This window comes from Methanolinea mesophila, assembly GCF_017873855.1.
Classification (GTDB): domain Archaea; phylum Halobacteriota; class Methanomicrobia; order Methanomicrobiales; family Methanospirillaceae; genus Methanolinea_B; species Methanolinea_B mesophila.
Genome location: NZ_JAGGKR010000001.1, coordinates 1,229,694 through 1,248,051 on the forward strand (window position 1 = coordinate 1,229,694; position 18,358 = coordinate 1,248,051).

Genomic DNA, 18,358 nt, shown 5'->3' on the forward strand with positions numbered 1-18,358 from the left:
GGCCCGGATCCGGAACGGGCGGGGAGATGCCCCAACCCCCGCCCCTGTAACACCAAGTATTACTCCCTTGGTCGAAATTTAGAAACATTATAAAGGAATGGCGAAGAGAGATCACATTGACGGGGTATCCATGACCATCGATAACGAACTCTCCCGGATAGGGATCTCCCTTCCCAAAAATCTCCTCGATAAATTCGATGACATTATCAATATGAGAGGGTATTCATCCCGGTCCGAAGGAATCAGGGACGCGATCCGGAACTACATCACCTATTACAAGTGGATGTCCGACGTGAAAGGCGAACGTCACGGGGTGATCACCATGATCTACGACCATGAGCAACGCGGGCTTCTCACCACGCTCACAGACATCCAGCACGAGTTCATGGAGATCATCCAGGCGTCGCTTCACTCCCACGTGACGCACGACCGGTGCCTTGAGGTGATCCTGGTGAGGGGCGACGGGTCGCAGCTGAAAAATCTTGCCGAACGGCTCATGTCCCAGAAAGGGGTGGAATCGGTGAAACTGACCACCATCCCGGTGACCGATTAACCTCCGCCTTCGCAGCTTTGATCGGAATGGGATACCGCCTCCTGGAAGGCGGTACCCGAATAATACTCCCGTTCCTCCTTTATTTTTTCCAGGTTCCCCTTCTCGTTCGCTTCCCGGGCTTTTCCCGCCTTATCGGCCGGGACGAGCTGGTCGACCCGGTAAAAGAGGTGCGTGCTGTCCAGTTCCGCGAAAGTCTCTCCTTCATTCTCCTGCAGTGCGATCACCCTGCCCGTGGTGCCCGTCCGGGTGTACCGGACCTTCATCCCGACTTCGACGCTCCCGGCATTCATACATAGGGGGGTTTTCTAAAAACTATAAAGGTATTTTTATCCCAATAGTACATCGATGACGACACCGCCGCGTTCGCTCACCGGCAAGGACGATCCCGAATACCATAGGGCTGTCGATCCGGACGACACCCTGGCAATGCTCGAACCCATATCGGACGAGATCGGAGTCCTCAAGATCCGCGACCTTACCGGGTTCGACAGGGTCGGGATCCCCTGTATGGCAGCCTACCGGAAGAGAGTGACGAGAAGCGGGTTCCCGTTCCTCCTGGGCGCGGCCCCGGACGAAAAACATGCCCGGATCGCCGCGATAATGGGCGTGGTCGAGCGTTTTTCCGCAGAGTTACGGGGCGATCCGCTCGAACTTGCAGCGTACGAGACCCTCGGCATCCACCGGGCACTCGACCCGGAAACGCTGATCCTCCCCCGCCCGCTCTCCCTCGGCGAGGAGCTCCACTGGCTCGAAGCCGATGATCTCCTCGACGGGAGCAGGGTGTTCATCCCGGGCAATGCAGTATTCTGCCCCTATGATTCCCGGGGGATTGCAACACAGCTCTTCTCCTCGGATACCCTCGGCCTCGCAGCAGGTATGGTCCGCGATGAAGCGATCCTCTACTCGCTTCTCGAGGTTATCGAGGCGGACGCCCTGTCCCGAGCGGAGAGGGGGAGGGAACCCGGACTCATGCTCGATGCCGAAGGTTCCGCCGCAGAGGAGTTGCTCTCCCGGTTCACCCGCCAGGATATCGATATACACCTCTGGATCCTTCCCGGGCGAACACGTATCCCCACCGTGGTCGCGGCCGCCGACGATCGCCGGCTGGAGGACCCCGGACTCCTGGTGGTGGGTTCGGCCGCACACCCCGACCCGGCGTTTGCAACCATGAGAGCGCTCTCCGAGGTCGCCCAGCGAAGATGCGTCAGGCTCGGAGGGGAGTTCGAGAACCCCGAGCGGACCGCCTTCCTCGAAAGGACCGGATACGAAAGGATGAAACGGATTAACCGGCAGTGGTACCTTGCCGACCGGGACACCGTGGCGCTTGGTTCGCTCCCCGACATGTCCACTCCCTCGATCGACGGGGATCTGAAACTGGTCCTCGGCGAGTTGCGGCAGCAGGCCGAACGTGTGCTGGTAGCGGATCTCACCAGGACCGCAATTCCAGTGGTCAGGGGCGTAATACCGGGTTTCGAGGTCTCGTGCAGGAACAAGGAAAGGATCCGGCGTCACGGATAAGTCCCTGTTCAGAACATCATCTTTTTTAACTGGGATACTATCCGCAGGGTGCTTTCCCTGGCGGTTCCTCCATTGTCCGGCACGGGTCGTCCCCCGAGCGCGGCAAAGATCTCGTTCACCGCAGGTCCGATCGATGGTCCGTATCCACCCTCGAGTACCAGGGCGAGAGGAGCGTCGACCGCCTCCATCAGGACCCGGGTCATCACCCCGAAGTCCGGGGGGATCAGGGTCATTCCCCCGTCGGGGTCGTCCCAAAGGGGGTCCTCGCCGGCCGAGACGATGAGCAGGTCGGGGCGGAATTTCGTTATTGCGTTCGCAAACGCATCCTCCATTACCGATCGGTAATCGGGGAGCGAAGCGCCTTCCCGTATCGGAGCATTCAGGGTGAACCCCTTCCCCCTTCCCACGCCGATCTCATCTATCCATCCGGTACGGGGGAAAAGGTTTCCCTGGTGCACCGAGCAGAATAAAACCCTGTCGCTGTCGTAGAATATCTTCTGGGTGCCGTTGCCGTGATGGAGATCCCAGTCCACCACCGCGACCCGGTCCACTTCTTCGAGCGCCCAGGCAGCGGCTACGGCCGCGTTGTTGAAGAGGCAGAAGCCCATGGCCCGATCCGGCTCCGCGTGATGCCCCGGGGGCCTGACAAGGGCGAACGCGTGCGTGCCCTCGAGCGCTCTCTTCGCCGCGAGGATAGCGGAACCTGCGGCCATTGAGGCTACGTGGAAAGAATCGGCGGTGACATAGGTGTCCATATCGATATACCGCCGGTCCCCGAGTGAAGAGAGATCGGAGATCATCCGGATATGCCGCGGGGTATGGACACGTTCAAGGTCGGCCTGCGAGGCCGGTTCGGGGTCCAGGAGGCGGATTCCAGGGGGAACCCCTGAGAGCGCCCGTTTCAGGCGTGCGGAGGTCTCCCGGTGGAGGTCCATATCGTGCCGGGTAAAGACCTCCCCGGAGATCGCCACACAGGGAAATGCCATTTAATTGACGGTAAGCCCCTGCATTACCGCCTCTTCCGGGACCTCGAACCGCGTACCCGTCCCCGCGATGCGGTAGCTTCCGGTGGCTCTTACCCCGTAGGGATTCCCGGTGGTTGAGTAGGGGACCACGAACTCCCCGTCCGTGCTGGCCTGGCGGTAGGTGAACTGCCTCCCCGTATCGGTGACCAGGTCGACCTCGATAACCCCCTCTCCCTTGATCCGCGCCCCGGGCACATACTCGAATACCTTGACGTATTTTATATCCGCACTCCCGTCCGAGACCACGTTGCTCGGCGATTCATGGACCAGCCGGTAGTGCCGGAGCGCGGGGATCGGGTCGAGCGGCTGGAGGATGGAGACTGCGTACACCCCGGCATGGGTACCCGGCGCCGCCTGGCTGTTATACTGGTCCGCCATGGCGTACGCATCCGCAACGGGCATCAGCTGGGCATTGGTGGCGACCGGAATGGGTGCCCCGGCCGATGCGGCGTCACGGTACTCCACGTAGTACGCGTTCCCCGGGACCACCATCGAGCCGTCGAAGTTGTGGAGCCGGGAGATCATGGTCCTGAAGTAAGGCGCCTCATAAAGCGCGAATGCGGAATAGGTGCCGCCCTGGCTGTCGGGGACCAGCATGCTGGTCTGGTAGGGGGCGACCCCGGCCGAGGTATTGTACCAGGTGGCCATTGCCCAGAATTTCTGGATGTCCATCTCGATGTCCGTGATTACGTACCGGGTCCCCTGGTGATCCGCGATCCGGTTCACTTCCTGTTCGGATTCGGTGATGAAGAAACTCGCCGCTCCGTACTCCCCTGCCACTCCGGCCTGGAACGGGTTCGCGTTCGGGATGCGCATGGCGATATAGGTGATCATGTGCCCATAGTCCCACCAGCTCATGACCCCGTACGACTGGGGCGGGTAGGTGAAGGAGGCCTTATCGTAGATGGTATAGTAATCCACCCCGGTCGCCGGGGTGTTCTCCCCCATCCACTGCAGGGACTCCTTCCAGTCCTGGTTCATCCTGATCCCCCCGGACCCTGCTACCTGGTACTCGAACCCGAACGATGACACAGCGAAAAGGGCCAACAGGACTATTACCACGGCGAGAAGTCCTATATAGAGTGGATTCACGTCCTTTGACGATGGTTTTGCGGCTTTCTTCTCCGGTTTTTCAGCCGCCTTCTTCTGGCCCTTGCCCTTTCCCTTCCCGGATGAGGCGGCCTCGGGTGCCGGAGTCTTGGCGGGGATACCGCCTTTCACCAGCGCCCGGATACCTGGTTCCGACTTATTGATGGCAAGCCCGACGAAAAGCCCCCCGAGAACCGCGAGCGGGACCGCGAAGTAGTATTCGTACCGGATATGCTGCCAGGTCGAGAATACGATGATCAGGGACCAGATAAGGATGAGCAGGTGTTCTCCCCGTTTTTCCTTCCAGAGCATCCAGCAGAGGGTCGCAAACCCGCCTGCCATCAGGATCAGCCCGTAGTTGAAAGTGGTCCAGGCCTCGGCGAGCGTCCAGGAACGTGCCTCCTGGATGGTGAGGTAGAGGGCGTTCTGGCCGAAGAACTCCACGAGACCACCTACCAGGCTGAAATACAGGTCGGGAGCCGCCACGAAAAGGATCGCGAGCGCCGCGATGATAATGCCCGCGATCACCGCCGGGTAATAGTGAAGGTTTTTATCCTTCATTGCCCGGGAGATGAGCCAGAGGATGACCGTGCTCACCATGACCAGGATGAACGCCACGGGGTGTGCGATGGTGTAGAAATTAAACTGCATCCCCGGGGTACCCGGCCAGAAGAGGAAGAAGGCCACAGTGACCACCGCAAAAAGGATCACGTTGAGCACTACCAGGTAGAAGGAATCTATCCTGCGGTAATGGTCCCATATGAACTGCACGAGCGTGTAGATGGCGATAATCATGGCGAACAGGATCATGGTGGGCATCACGAGGAACCCCACCAGGTAGGCGAACCCTGCGATGACCGCCAGGATGGCGGGTTGCTTCAGGGTCTCCGGGTTCCGGGGGTCGATCACATGGCCCCTGGACCTGGCGATGGCATAGATATAGACAAGAATGAATATGGTGGAGAAGAGCACTTCCGCGATGTGGTGGTCCAGGTACCCGAAGAGCGACCGGTAAAAATACTGGCCCGATACCAGGGAAATCATAAATGCGGCGGCGAGGCCTGCTTTCCAGTCCATGAGCTTCCTGACCAGGAAGAAGGAAACCGGGACCATTGCGGCTGCCATGATGGGGGGGATGGTGAGCGCGACCGAGATGATCTCGGGCCGGGTGGTTGCCCCGGCGAGGATGCAGGCGGCGCTGCAGATCCAGATAAACATCGGACCCCAGTGGATCGTCTGGCCCACAGGATAGAGGGTCATGGGGTCGAACCAGGCGTAGCCCGGGAAGTTCGCAAGCATCTGCTCGATCTGGCGCAGGTTATAGAGGGGGTCGTCGCTTCCCGCAAGGTTGAGCGGGTCGGTGACCCCGAGGAGTTCTGCCGGGAGCAGCCGGATCCAGAGCACCATTATGATAAAAATGACGAGGAGCCCTGTCACCAGGAGCAGTCGGGTCTTATTTTCGGGAAGTGCTATCATGCCATCATCCTTGTAATTTTAGAGAATACAGCTATTATCTCCTAACGATGCAAGATATTTGTTTTGTCCGTCCCATTCGCCGGGGGCCCGCCCCCGTTCAGGAAGATCTCCGGGCAGATTCCTCGACCATCATCCGGGCCTGCCGGGCGAAGAGATCATAATCGAATCTTTTCGCCCTTTGCAGGGACCTGTCGGCAAAGGACACCGGATCGGCTGAAATTTTTCGCACCGCCTTCTCGATCTCATCCGGATCCGGGCCGACCAGGATCCCGGTCTCACCGTCGATCACCGTTTCCAGGTACCCGCCTTCCTTGGTAGCGACCACCGGTTTTCCCGAGGCCATGGCCTCGACGGGGGTGTACCCGAAGTCCTCGTCGATCGCCGTGGTGACAAAACCCTCGCATCTCGAATAGAGGTCCCGCAACTCGTCTTCTTTCACATTCCCCAGGAATTCCACGTTCGGAGGGGAATTGGTCACCAGGTCGCGGTAGCCCGGGTAGACCTGGCCTACCACGCGGAGCTGGCGCTCAGGGATCTGCCTGAACGCCTCGATCTGCAGCTCGATCCGCTTCCACTTGTCCACCCTTCCCACCGACAGCCAGAAGGGTTCCGGCTCCCTGTTCCGGTAGAGGGAAGTCCTCACCGGCGGGTAGAGGACCCGGGCGTCCCGGAGGTACGCCTTGAAGATACGGTTCCGGACGTTGTGCGAGATGCAGGCGAGCTCCTTAACATGGTGGTTCACGAAACGGCGGTCCAGGTATTTCATCACGTTCAGGCCCGCCCGGTACGCCGGTCTCAGGAGGGGAGAGACCGATGCGAGATAATGATAGTACATGTCATACATCGCCCGCCGGGGGGTAAGCATGTAGTAGAGGTGGGGAGCACCATGGCGGACCGCACGAACGGCCATGTCGTCGATGCACACCAGGAAATCATAATCCCGGTCAAGGTCCGCTCCCGAGAAAAGCCTCATCCCGGCCGGCTGCCGGAACGGTTCGGCGGGCAGGGCTCTCCCCAGGGCCCTGACGCTCGCCCCGCCAGCCCGCCCGTACGCCCCGATTACCCCCGGGTCAACGGACGGTGCCACGACCTCCCCCGAGAGCGCTTCCGCCAGGTCAAGGATCAGGCGTTCGGCCCCGCCGATAAATTCGAACCCGCTCCCGGTCAGGATCCCGATCTTCACGAGCGGTCACCTCCCTGCGACGTCCCGGGGCCGTCTTCCTTTACAAGGTCGCCGCACAACTCCTCCCACCGTTCGGCGACCCGGTCCCACCGCAACTCTTCGGGGACCGGGTAGTTCTTCTTCTCCTTCAGGACCTTCGTGATCCCTTCGACGACCCCCCGGGTGTCTCCCGGCCGGGTGAAAGTCGTCCCCTGGTACCCCCCCAGACTTTCGACGAGGCCACCGACCTCCGACGCCACAACAGGAAGTCCGTACGCCATGGCGATATGTGCCACACCGCTCTGGGATGCCCGGGTATAGGGGATCACCAGGAGATCCGAGGCCGAGAAGAGGAGCGAGATCTCCCGGTCCTCCACGTAGCGGTCGATCACCGTGATCTGCCCTGCATATGCGGAACTTCGGGCCAGCCGGACGGATTCCTGGTCTTCCCACGCCTCTCCCGCGATCACCAGTCTCGATTCGCTGCGGAGCGACCCGGGGAGTTCTTCAAACGCGTGAATCAGCGTGGGGACACCTTTGTAGGGACGAAGCAGGCCGAAGAAAAGGATGATGTTCTTCTCTGCAAAACCGAGATGTTCCCGGGCCTCGCTTTTCCCGAATACTTTATACTGGTCGTAAAGTCCGTGAGGGATTATAGTAACCTCCTCCTCCGGGATCCGGTAATGCGTTGTTATGAGGGATCTGTCCGCATCCGAATGGACGACGTATCGTACGGCCCGGCGGCGGATCAGGGTGCCCATGAGCCGGGCATAGTACCGGATCGGCAGGATCGACTGCTCCAGGGGGTCGACGACCTCGTGGAACTCTATCACTACCGGGACCTTCCTCCGGTTCATCAAACAGAGGGCGAGATACATGTGAGCGACGCTCGAGGTCCACCACTCCAGGACGATCACCTGCTGCCGCCGGAGCGTCCGGTACGCCTTTGCCCAGGTGAGAGGGTTGTACCAGTCAAGGATCTCCTCAACCCTCACCCCGGAGTCGAACTCGAGCTCGGTAATCTCGCTTCCCACCCGGCGCCAGCCGGGAAAGAGCCTGGTGGGGAGCATGTTTCTGAACAGGACCGCGGTAACCCGGTTGCCGGGCGCGAGGGCATTTGACAGGCGCATGGTGAAGTAACTGATCCCGGATAGAAACCGGGGAGAAGGTCCGAGGATCGCCATCATTATCATCCTTTTACCTCCGGATTCTCCCTGGTTCTGGACCATGGCCACCACGCTCTCTATTCCACCGTGACGCTTTTCGCGAGGTTCCGGGGGGTGTCGATCTCCCGCTTCAGTCTGACGGCCGTATGGTAGGCGAGCAGTTGCAGCGCTACCGTCGCACCGAAGATATGCTGGACCGAATCTCCCTCGGGCAGGGGAATGAACACGTCGGCAAACTCCTCCAGGTCGAGATCCCCCTCCTGGCCGAGTACAATCAGGGGAACTCCCCGTGCCTTCATCTCCTTGAGATTGGAGACCATGACCGGGTAGGTCTCTCCGGGAAAACAGAGCCCTACCGCGGGGGTTCTCGGGGAGAGGAGCGCAAAAGGTCCGTGCTTTATCTCACCGGCGGCATAGCCTTCGGCATGGATGTAGGATATTTCCTTCATCTTCAGCGCCCCCTCAAGCGCCACAGGATAAAACGGCCCGCGCCCTACGAAGAATATGTGTGCGGCTTCGGAGCAGAGGTCGACTGCCCGGTCCATACTCGAGAGGAGCACCTGCTCCATCGCCCGGTTCACTCCGTCGAGGCTCTTTGTGAGCTCTCCCCTGCTTATCGCGTCCACAAGGTGAAGCAGGACCGCCAGTTCGGCAATGAATGATTTCGTCGCCGCGACGCTTATCTCCGGCCCGGCTCCCATGTAGAGGGTATGGTCTGCGGTCCGGGTGATCGTGCTGCCGAGCACGTTGGTTACGGCCAGGGTCGGGCTCTGGTAGGCCCGCGCCTGTTTCAGGGCCGCGAGCGTGTCCGCGGTCTCCCCCGACTGGGTGATTCCGATCACCAGGTCGCGGGTCGGAGAGGGGTAATACTTGAACTCCGACGCGATCTCGATCCTCACCGGGATCCCGCACCGCTCCTCGGCGAGGTACTTGAACACCATGCCCGCGTGGTAGGACGTGCCGCAGGCGACGAGGGTGACCGCCTTCTCGCGGAGGATGCGGGACGGGATCTCCTCCCGCCGGAGCGTCCGGATGGTATCTGAAAACACCTCGGGCTGCTCGAAAATCTCCTTCTGCATGTAGTGGGCAAATCCCCCCTTCTTCACCTGTTCCACAGTCCATTCGATCTTTTCAATCGGTCTGCATGCAGGAACCCCGTTGTTCCACACCAGGAGCTGCCCGGGGGAGAGGGTGGCGAGATCGCCGTCCTGCAGGTAGACCACGTTCTGGGTGTACTGGAGAAGGGGAGTCATATCCGATGCCGCATAGACGGCCTGATCTGCGATTCCGACGACGAGCGGGCTGTTCTGCCGGGCCGCCACGATCCGTTCGTCCCCTTCTGCGATCGCCAGCAGGGCGTACGATCCGTGGAGGTGGGGGATCGCGCATTTAAACGCCTCCAGGAGGTCCCCGTGGTATTCCTCCTCAAGGAGGTGGACTATCACCTCGGTATCGGTATCGGATGAAAAGCGGTGTCCTCGCGCGACCAACTGTTTCCGGAGCTCGTGGTAATTCTCGATGATCCCGTTGTGCACGATGGCGATGGTCCCGGTGCAGTCGACGTGGGGATGTGCGTTTTTGTCATCCGGGACCCCGTGAGTGGCCCAACGGGTATGCCCGATACCGGTGGTCCCCGGGAGGGTCCTGGCCCCCGCGACCCCCGTGGAGATACGGCCCTGCTTCTTGAAGACTTCGATCCTGTCCCCGATCGTAGCGATCCCGAACGAGTCGTACCCCCGGTATTCCAGTTTCTTTAGCCCGTCGATCAGCACCGGTGCCGCGCTCGATATCCCGGAATAACCGATAATCCCGCACACTTCAGATCACCAGTGCCGAATCAACCGCTGCAGAGAGTCCGCGAACACGGACATTGCCGTTTATCCGGACGTTGTTCCCCACGATCGCTCCCTCGAAGACGGTGAAGGGGCCGGCCGTGACCTGGTCGCCGATGACCGCCCCGAAATTGACTTTCATCAGAGCCCGCTCGATCTCCAGGAGGGTGGGGGAAGGGAGCACCGTGGTATGGCTCCCGAGGATGCTCCTCTCTCCCACTACCGCTCCGTCGATACGGGAATGGGAGCCCGTCGTGACATCCTTCATCAGGATCGAGTTGGACACTACGGTGAAGGGCTCTACGACCACCCGGTCGCCGATGCTGGTTCCGGGCATGATACAGCAGTGCGGCCCTATCTCGCACTCCTCTCCGATTATCACCGGCCCCTGTATCACAGTATGGGAGCCGATGGTCGTCCCTTTTTCCACCCGGACCAGGCCGCCGATCACCGCGTCCCTGCCCACCGTTCCGGCGATACTTCCCGGGATCGTCTCCAGCAGCCTCCTGTTCATGTGGAGCAGGTCCCAGGGATACACCGCGTCCTGCCAGTCATCCGCGGGGACCGCACGGAGGGTGCCCCCCTGCCGGATCATCTCGTTGTAGGCGTCGGTAAGGTCATTGGTACATATATAATCGAGGAAATCAGGCGTCAGCGATGCAATCCCGGTCGATATGGTAAAACTCTCGGTTTTTTCAGGTTTTTCCGTGATCCCGGTGATGGTCCCGTCCTGCATCGAAACCACCCCGAAGTTCGAGGGGTAAGGATGCTGTTTGACCAGCATCGCGTTGACCTCCCCTGCGACCCTCCGGATCGAGGTCCCGTCGATGTAATTATCCCCCGGAAGCACGAGAAAGTCCTCGTTTATGAGTTCCGCTGCACACTTCAGCGCATCCGCCGTTCCCAGCTGCTTGTGCTGGATCACCACCTTGACCGGGAGCTCCATCCTGTTCAGGTGCCGGAGCACGTGTTCCTGCCGGTACCCCACCACCACGATGATGTCACGGATCCCGCTCTCCAGAAGTGCGTGGACAGGGTAATCGAGGATAGGCGCATTGGCCACCGGGATCAATGCCTTCGGCCTGTTCCTGGTGAGCGGCCTCACCCTCTTCCCCTCTCCCGCCGCAAGTATTACCGCCTGCATCCTTACCTACCTCACTCGCGTGTTGTTTTCGACCGTTCCCTCGACCAGGGTATGGGGAGCGACCGAGACGCCGCTCCCGATCACCGCCCCCGGGTTCACGGAACAGTTAATCCCGAATTTCACCCCGTCACCGATGATGGCCCCCATCTTTACCCGGCCCGTGGAGATCCCTCCCGCTTTCACCGGGTTGTGATCGTGCCGGAGGTTCGCAACCTTGGTCCCCGCCCCGAAATTGCAGCCGCTCCCGATCACGCTGTCGCCGATATAATTGAAGTGGGGGACTTTCGTGTTCTCCAGGAGGATCGAGTTCTTCAGCTCCACCGCGTGACCGACGTGGCACCCGTCCCCGATGGCGGTTGCCCCCCGCAGGTACGCATGGGGGCCGATACGGCAGTTCTTCCCGATCAGGCAGGGGCCCTCGATATAGGTCCCCGACCGGATTACCGTTCCCTCGCCCACCTGGACCGGCCCGGACAGGTATACCCCTTCCTCTATCGTCCCCTTGTTCCCGGCCGGTAATCCTGAAAGGTAGGACTCGTTCGCCGCCAGAAGGTCCCAGGGGTGCCCGAGGTCCCTCCAGGTGTGGAGGTGGTGCCCCGTCAGCGTGCCTTCCCCGATATAGTGCCCGAGCGCGTCGGTGAGCTCCAGTTCCCCCCGGGAGGAATGCCGGACTTTCTCCAGCAGCGGAAAGATCTCCCGATCGAAAAGGTACGCACCCGCGTTGATCATGTTCCCCCGGGGTTCCCTCGACTTCTCCTCAAGGCCGGTGATCCTGTCTCCTTTCATGGTCACCACCCCGTAATCCTCGGGCCGGTCGGTGGTCGAGACTCCCATGGCGGGGGCGTCCCGGGCCATGAGTGCGGCGATATCGTCCGCGGAGAGGATCATGTCGCCGTTGAGCATCAGGAAACGGTCAGAAACGAGGTCCTTTGCGGTGTTCAGCGCATCTGCAGTCCCCTTTTGCCGCCGCTGGCTGACGTACCTGATGGAGATGCCCCGGTCCTTGCCGTCCCCGAACCACGACCGGATCGACTGTTCTTCGTAGCCCACCACCATGACCAGTTCGGATACCCCCGCGGCGACCACCGCATCGACAAGGTGAGCAAGCATGGGACGGTTGCCGATAGGGAGCATCACCTTGGGGCGGTGTGCGGTGAGGGGGCGCATCCTTTTCCCCTCGCCTGCCGCCAGGATCACGCATTGCATACTCTACTCTTTCCTCCCGCCTAAATGCAGTTTTCCCTCGCGAAGGAGCGCCCTGCCCTTCTCCATGTAGAATTTCGCCCGCTCCATGGTCTTTCCCTCGGCGGTGATCCTGACCTTCTGCTCGGTGCCCGAGGCCCGGACGAGGAACCACCCGTCCTCGCCCTGCACCCTGATCCCGTCGGTCGGGTTCGTAGCTCCCATGAGGGAAAGAACCTCACGGGGGCGCTCGACCCGGACCGATTCCCTGATCATCGGGTATCCCGGGATATCATCGAGTTCGGCCGCGATATCCCACTCTCCGGCCATCTCGCAGAAAAGAGCGGCTGCATACGGCCCGTCCGGGCAGAGGGAGTGCCGGGGGAATATCCATGCTCCCGACGGCTCACCGCCGAAGTCCCCGAAGCTCCGCAGCTCCCGGGAGACATAACTATCTCCCACCGGGGTCCTCCTCACCTCGGCGACCTCCTCCACCGCCATGGACGCGTCCACGGTGGTCACCACCCTCTTTGCATCCAGGTACCGAGCAAAAAGAATGAGCATCCGGTCACCGGTGATATACCTGCCCCGGGCATCGAACGCCATCATCCGGTCCGCATCGCCGTCGTGCACCACGGCTCCTGCCGCGCCGCTGTTTCTGACGAGCGGGGGGATATGGAGGAGGTGTTCCTCCAGCGGTTCGGAAGGTCTCCCGAACCGGCCCTGAGGGTTACAGTTGACGCACTCCGCCCGCACTCCGAGGGCGGAGAGGAGAGCGGGAGAGACCGTGCATCCTGCCCCGTTCCCACAGTCGAGCACCATCTTCTGTCCGTCCGGGACGTGTCGTCCCGCGATGACCGCTCGCGAATAAGGTGTGCGTGCATCGCGGGGAAGGAGGCGGCCCTGTTCTTTCCACCCGGCGTAGGATTCTCCGGTGAGTTTCTGTTCCAGGAGGTCCTGCCGGTCGGTCGAGAACGAGGACCCGTCAGGGTTGAAGAGTTTGATGCCGTTGTCCTGCTCGGGGTTATGGGATGCGGTGACCATGCAGCCGGTATCAAGGTCCCGCGCACAAAACGCCACCGCCGGAGTGGGAACGATCCCGCAGGAATGGACCGTCCCCCCCGCCGCGAGAATCCCTGAAACAAGCGCATTTGCGAGAAGCGGGCCGGTTGCACGGGTATCCCTGCCGAGCGCCACTGCCGCGCCCCCCTCCCCGAGAACCCTCCCCACCCGGAGGGCCAGGGTGACCAGGTCACCGTCGTAGCGCCTCCGGATCCCCGAAGAACCGAAAAGCATGTGGAATTAGTGGAAGGGGAGAGAAAAAGAACTATCGCTGCCCGAAGGGGCACCAGTGGGGGATATTCTCGAGTGCGGCGACTCCCGCCGTTGAGGGGCCGAGAAAGAGGACCCGTCCGGTATTCCCGGAGGCTTCCAGAAGGTCGCCCGCCCCCGGGGCGATCATTCCTTCGCCGGTGACCAGAACTCTGTCCGCATCGCCGGCGTGTCGTATTCTGTGTCTTTCGTGCTCGCCGGAAAGCACCCCGCAATCACCCAGTACGAAGACGGAGGATGCACCGATCTCCTCCCTGAGCCCGGCGAGGCAACGGGCGTGACAATCCGGGTCGCAGGAACGCATCACCCGCGATATACAGAAAAACCCCGCCAGGGCGTTCGTAATCGCCGCTGCCGCCGCACGCTGGGCGGGTTTTTCGAGTGCCGCGCCGAACATGAACCCCGCCCTCGTGGTCGCCCGGGTGGGGTTGTCGGTGACGAACTCCGCCGCCCGCCCGGCAAATACCGCCTCCATGCAGGCTCCGCGTTCGTACTGGCAGTACTTCCGTTCGGGATCCACCCGGAGCACTACCGTCCCGTCCTCGCACCCCGAACCCTTCGCCGTTTCTTCGAGTTTTTTTACCGCATCGACCAGCAGATCCATCTCTTCACCCTCCCGTATCCCGTTATTCTCCCTCGTCCTTCCATAGCATGACCCTGCAGGGAGCCCCATCGAGCCCGGAGAGTTTCAGGGGCAGGGCGGCGACAGTGTAATCCCCCTCGGGGACCGCGTCAAGGTCCAGGAGCTCGACCACCACCACGCCATGCGACAGGAGCTCGAGGTGCACCTCGCCGGTACCTGAGAATGATTCGATCGAAGGGCTGTCGATCCCGACCATGACCACCCCGTTTCCTGTGATCATCCGGGCGGCCTCCGGGGTGAGCGCGGGATAATCCGATGAGAATTCCTTCTTACCGGAGAACTCCGTCTTCAGCAGGACCCTCTCCGCCCCTTCGATCCGCCCCTCGAGGTCCCGGGCCCCGATCTCGCTTCCTGAGTCCCTCATGTCCAGGACTCTGCATTTCCCTATGAGCTGGCCGGGGGGGATCTTCTCCACCGAGCGCTCGTCCTTGAGGTAGTGAGAGGGTGCGTCGATGTGGGTCCCCGAATGCGAGCTCATGCACAATTCCGAGAGCAGGTACCTGCCCCGGTCTTCCTGGCAGAACCGGGGGATAAAATCTCCCGGATAGACCACCACCCCGGGAGCCAGGTCCCTGGTGGCATCGAACCATTTTACGCTCATAATTTCCAGCCGTATTTTCCAAGGAGGGGAACGAATACCACTCCACCATGTGATTCGCGGGTGAACTGTTCTCCCTTACGGATCAGCCTCACCAGATCCTGGAGGTCGCGGGACCCCACCGGGGCCACAAGCCGTCCTCCATCCGCGAGCTGATCCATCAGCGGCCGGGGGACCTCGGGGGTGGACGCCGTGACCAGTATGGCGTTGTACGGCGCCCCCAACGGGTACCCCTCGGTCCCGTCGGTGACCTCCACCTGAACATTCAAAATTCCCAGGTGCTCCAGGTTTTTTTTTGCCTGGTCCGCGACTTCGGGGATCCGCTCGATCGTGACCACTTCGCGGGCGAGTCTACCGAGGATCGCTGCCTGGTAGCCTGACCCCGTCCCGATCTCGAGTACCCGGTCTTCCGGCGATATCTCCAGGAGTTCCGTCATCCGGGCGACGATATAAGGCTGCGAAATCGTCTGGCCCTGCCCGATGGGGAGGGGCGAGTCCTGGTACGCCGCCGCACGGTACGGCTCGGGGACGAAGAGATGTCGCGGAAGCTCCCTCATGACGGTGAGCACCCGCTCGTCGCGGACTCCCCGTGCTGCGATCTGGTAGTCCACCATCCGGATCCGTTCCGGTTTCCGGGAATCCTCATTCATCGGAGTACCTTTGCGTGCACCATCTGGTGCTCCACGCTTAAAAACGATCCGCCAGGAGCGGGGGTCAGAACCCGCTCTTTTCCGCGGCGTCGATGGCCGAGTCGATCTGCGTCTGGAGGACTTCGGGGAGGCCCGCGATCTTCACGTCGAGGAATCCCCGGATGATGGTGGAAGTGGCGACTTCCTCTGAGAGCCCCCTCGACATGAGGTACTCGATCTCGTCCCTGGCGATCTTCCCCACCGCCGCCTCGTGGGAGAGCTCGGTGTCCACCACGTCCCCCTGTATCTCGGGGATCGCGTGGATGGTCCCGTCCTTGAGGATCAGGCCCTTGCACTCGATATGTCCCCTGGTGTCCTTCGTCTTGCCGTGGATCATCCCCCGGGAGATGATGTGCCCCCCGGTAGTGATCGCCCGGGTGATCAGTTCGGCACTGGCACCGGGGGCGCCGAGTACCACCACCGATCCCAGGTCGAGGTGCGACCCTGGCAAGCCCACCACGATGCTGCTGAAACGGGCGACCGAGTTCTTCCCCTTCAGGGTCGCCAGGGGGGCCATCTGGATCTTCCTTACCGGCTGCATGCAGACGTAGTTCGAGATGAACACCCCGTCTTCCTCGACAATCGCGGCGCTCCGGGGGAATACGCTGATCTCCTCGCCCCAGTAATGAATCATGGTCGAGGTGACCCGCGCTCCCTTGCCGATATAGAACTCAGTGACCCCGAGGTGCGAACCTGCCTGGGTATGGCTCGCGCTTGCGCATCCCGAGATGATATGGAGTTCCGCTCCCTCCTCCGCGACCACGATGTTGTGCACGTGCTGGACCGGGGCACCTGCAAGAAAGAGACATGCCTGGAGCGGGTATACGGTTTTACTCCCTTTCCGGGCGATAATTGCAAAGCCCTTGGGGTCGTGCTCCTGACCGGCGACGTACCGGGTATACTGGTCCTTGTCCCGCGGGACCGCATTCCAGGAGTAGTCCCGAAGCCACTCGTACTTTTCGAGGGCCTCCTTGATGGTGAGAACCTCCACCCCCTTTTCCGTCGAGGCCACCTGTTTGATCTCCTGGTCGATCTGGAAGAAACTCCCCGACCGGTTCTTCATCTCCACCTCGAGCCCGGTGAGTGCGAGCCGTTCCCGGTCCTCCGGGGAGAGGTCATTCATCCGCTCTATATCTTCTGGCATGCAATGCACTCCTTGTATCCCGAGGTCTTGATCACTTTCAATATCTCCCTCGGGTTCCCGTGGCACCGGAAGACACCGTCGCACATCACGTGCCCGAAGTCCGCATCGAGGTAGTCGAGGATGTACCCGGTGTGGGTGATCACCAGCCCGCTCTTCTTCCGGTTGACGATATGGACGTCCTTTTCCAGGAGCTTCGCGATGGCACTCCCGATCAGGGTGATGTTTTCCAGGTCGACCCCGCTCTCGGGCTCGTCGAGCATCACGAAGTCCGGGTTCTGCACCATCAGCTGGAGCACCTCGCTCCGCTTAATCTCGCCGCCGGAAAAGCCCTCGTTGATGGCCCGGCCGAGGAACGAGTCCATATTGAGGTATTTCGCGAGATCTTCCACCCTGTCCGAGGCTCCCTTCGAGGTCACTTCAAGCAGCTTGCCCAGCTTGAGCCCTGCAATGGTGGGTGGGCGCTGGTAGAGCATTCCCATCCCCATCACCGCCCGCTCGTGGATCGGGAGCCGTGTCACGTCCTTTCCCCTGAAAAGTATCTTCCCCTCGGTTATCGTGAGGCCGGAAAATCCCATGATGGTACGGAGCAGGGTTGTCTTGCCTGAACCGTTGGGTCCCATGAGCACATGGGTCTCCCCCTCGCCGATGTGGAGATTGATATCGTGGAGCACTTCCCTGCCCCCGATCTCCACATGCAGATCCTCGATGTCCAGCATGCAAATCGCGCAAGTACATCGGAGCTCAAGAGTGATAAAACTGGTTTTTGTCAAACGTTTCGGGGGCCGCAGGGGCAGGCCCTCATCGGTAACGAGGGCAAAACATATCCGCTCGCGGGAATATCATTCCTGATTGATGGCATCCGGAACCGCCAGGCCGGTAAAGGTGACGGACAAACCGGGAAAGGCCCGGATACGGAAGGGGACCAGGGAGGCACGGTCCGCGTACGCCGTCCCGGACTCCCCGGGGATACTTCCCCTGGTGAACCGGATCATCTGCGGTGACGCCCGGGATGTCCTCTCTTCGCTCCCGGATGAAAGCGTGGACATGGTGATCACCTCGCCGCCCTACAACTTCGGCCATGCCTATGCCCAGGACCCCGAGGGCGACACGCGGGACTGGAACGACTATTTCGAGAGGCTCCGCGGCATCTGGGCGGAGTGCGTCCGGGTGACCAAGCCCGGGGGGCGGATCGCAGTCAATGTACAGCCGCTCTTCTCCGATTACATCCCCACCCACCACGTCATCTCCGGGCAGCTGCAGGAGCTCGGGATGCTCTGGAAGGCGGAGATACTCTGGGAGAAGAACAACTACAACGCGAAATACACCGCCTGGGGGAGCTGGTGTTCCCCATCCATGCCCTACCTGAAATATACCTGGGAGTTTATCGAGGTCTTCGACAAGATAAGCCATAAGAAGTCCGGAGAGCGGGCCCGGATCGATATCACCGACCTGGAGTTCAAGGAATGGGTCTACGGGAAGTGGACGTTCCCCCCCGAACTCCGGATGAAGGAGTACGGACACCCGGCGATGTTCCCCGAGGAACTCCCCCGCAGGCTCCTGAAGCTGTTCACCTACCGGGGGGACGTGATCGTCGACCCGTTCAACGGCGCCGGAACGACCAGTCTTGCGGCGTGGAAACTCGGGAGGAGGTTCATCGGGATTGACACGTCGCTCGCCTACTGCCGGACCGCGATGCACCGGATGGAGGGGGTGCAGCCTCCCGGGGATTCCCCCCTGCCGATGCCGGCCCCGGAACTGATCACCTGGGGCGAAGGCCCTGGATCCGGACAGGCCTGATCAGTCCC

At 61.3% G+C, this 18,358-nt stretch carries 17 protein-coding genes; 3 read left to right on the plus strand and 14 right to left on the minus strand.

Annotation, left to right across the window (positions count from 1 at the left end):
- The first annotated feature begins 130 nt into the window (after window positions 1-130).
- Complete coding sequence (gene nikR, locus J2741_RS05875) at window positions 131-553, plus strand: nickel-responsive transcriptional regulator NikR (RefSeq protein ID WP_209675545.1); 423 nt, start codon at window positions 131-133, stop codon at window positions 551-553.
- Here nikR and J2741_RS05880 read toward each other — a convergent pair.
- Window positions 550-843: a DUF2098 domain-containing protein gene (locus J2741_RS05880; protein ID WP_209674069.1), complete on the minus strand. Its 294-nt coding sequence runs from the start codon at window positions 841-843 to the stop codon at window positions 550-552. The two genes, nikR and J2741_RS05880, sit on opposite strands and share 4 nt — an antisense overlap.
- Before the next feature lie 55 nt (window positions 844-898).
- Between J2741_RS05880 and J2741_RS05885 the strand changes: the two genes are divergently transcribed.
- Entirely contained in the window at window positions 899-2,071 is a 1,173-nt protein-coding gene (locus tag J2741_RS05885) for a YcaO-like family protein (protein ID WP_209674070.1), read from the plus strand.
- 8 nt (window positions 2,072-2,079) lie between these two features.
- Here J2741_RS05885 and J2741_RS05890 read toward each other — a convergent pair whose 3' ends face one another.
- The 13 genes from J2741_RS05890 to J2741_RS05950 all read right to left on the minus strand — a co-directional run bounded on the left by J2741_RS05890 (window position 2,080) and on the right by J2741_RS05950 (window position 17,269).
- Window positions 2,080-3,057: a histone deacetylase family protein gene (locus J2741_RS05890; RefSeq protein WP_209674071.1), complete on the minus strand. Its 978-nt coding sequence runs from the start codon at window positions 3,055-3,057 to the stop codon at window positions 2,080-2,082.
- Window positions 3,058-5,661 carry an oligosaccharyl transferase, archaeosortase A system-associated gene (locus J2741_RS05895; RefSeq protein ID WP_209674072.1) on the minus strand — a complete coding sequence of 868 codons (2,604 nt, stop codon included), beginning with the start codon at window positions 5,659-5,661 and terminating at the stop codon, window positions 3,058-3,060.
- Between the two features lie 97 nt (window positions 5,662-5,758).
- The gene (locus J2741_RS13105; protein WP_209674073.1) at window positions 5,759-6,844 is read right to left on the minus strand and encodes a glycosyltransferase; all 1,086 of its coding nucleotides are present in this window, start codon (window positions 6,842-6,844) and stop codon (window positions 5,759-5,761) included.
- Entirely contained in the window at window positions 6,841-8,052 is a 1,212-nt protein-coding gene (locus J2741_RS05905; RefSeq protein WP_245249632.1) for a glycosyltransferase, read from the minus strand. Before J2741_RS05905 ends, J2741_RS13105 begins: the two co-directional genes overlap by 4 nt.
- A 14-nt stretch (window positions 8,053-8,066) precedes the next feature.
- Entirely contained in the window at window positions 8,067-9,806 is a 1,740-nt protein-coding gene (gene glmS, locus J2741_RS05910) for a glutamine--fructose-6-phosphate transaminase (isomerizing) (protein WP_209674074.1), read from the minus strand.
- Window position 9,807: 1 nt separating this feature from the next.
- On the minus strand, window positions 9,808-10,965 hold the full coding sequence (locus J2741_RS05915) for a sugar phosphate nucleotidyltransferase (RefSeq protein WP_209674075.1): 1,158 nt from the start codon (window positions 10,963-10,965) through the stop codon (window positions 9,808-9,810).
- A 6-nt stretch (window positions 10,966-10,971) separates the two neighbouring features.
- Window positions 10,972-12,171 (minus strand): bifunctional sugar-1-phosphate nucleotidylyltransferase/acetyltransferase, encoded by a 1,200-nt coding sequence (gene glmU, locus J2741_RS05920; protein ID WP_209674076.1) that lies wholly within the window; start codon window positions 12,169-12,171, stop codon window positions 10,972-10,974.
- Between the two features lie 3 nt (window positions 12,172-12,174).
- Complete coding sequence (locus J2741_RS05925; RefSeq protein ID WP_209674077.1) at window positions 12,175-13,443, minus strand: phosphopentomutase/phosphoglucosamine mutase; 1,269 nt, start codon at window positions 13,441-13,443, stop codon at window positions 12,175-12,177.
- Between the two features lie 31 nt (window positions 13,444-13,474).
- Window positions 13,475-14,083 (minus strand): hypothetical protein, encoded by a 609-nt coding sequence (locus J2741_RS05930; RefSeq protein ID WP_209674078.1) that lies wholly within the window; start codon window positions 14,081-14,083, stop codon window positions 13,475-13,477.
- 22 nt (window positions 14,084-14,105) lie between these two features.
- A complete protein-coding gene (locus J2741_RS05935; protein WP_209674079.1) occupies window positions 14,106-14,723 on the minus strand; it encodes a cyclase family protein in 618 nt (205 codons plus the stop codon).
- On the minus strand, window positions 14,720-15,370 hold the full coding sequence (locus J2741_RS05940; RefSeq protein WP_209674080.1) for a protein-L-isoaspartate(D-aspartate) O-methyltransferase: 651 nt from the start codon (window positions 15,368-15,370) through the stop codon (window positions 14,720-14,722). The genes J2741_RS05935 and J2741_RS05940 overlap by 4 nt, the downstream gene beginning before the upstream one ends.
- A 64-nt stretch (window positions 15,371-15,434) precedes the next feature.
- Complete coding sequence (locus J2741_RS05945; protein ID WP_209674081.1) at window positions 15,435-16,553, minus strand: SufB/SufD family protein; 1,119 nt, start codon at window positions 16,551-16,553, stop codon at window positions 15,435-15,437.
- Complete coding sequence (locus J2741_RS05950; protein WP_209674082.1) at window positions 16,538-17,269, minus strand: ABC transporter ATP-binding protein; 732 nt, start codon at window positions 17,267-17,269, stop codon at window positions 16,538-16,540. Before J2741_RS05950 ends, J2741_RS05945 begins: the two co-directional genes overlap by 16 nt.
- A 136-nt stretch (window positions 17,270-17,405) precedes the next feature.
- Here J2741_RS05950 and J2741_RS05955 point away from each other — a divergent pair, with 136 nt between their 5' ends.
- Window positions 17,406-18,350, plus strand: coding sequence for a DNA-methyltransferase (locus tag J2741_RS05955; RefSeq protein WP_209674083.1), 945 nt, complete (start codon window positions 17,406-17,408; stop codon window positions 18,348-18,350).
- Window positions 18,351-18,358: the final 8 nt, after the last annotated feature.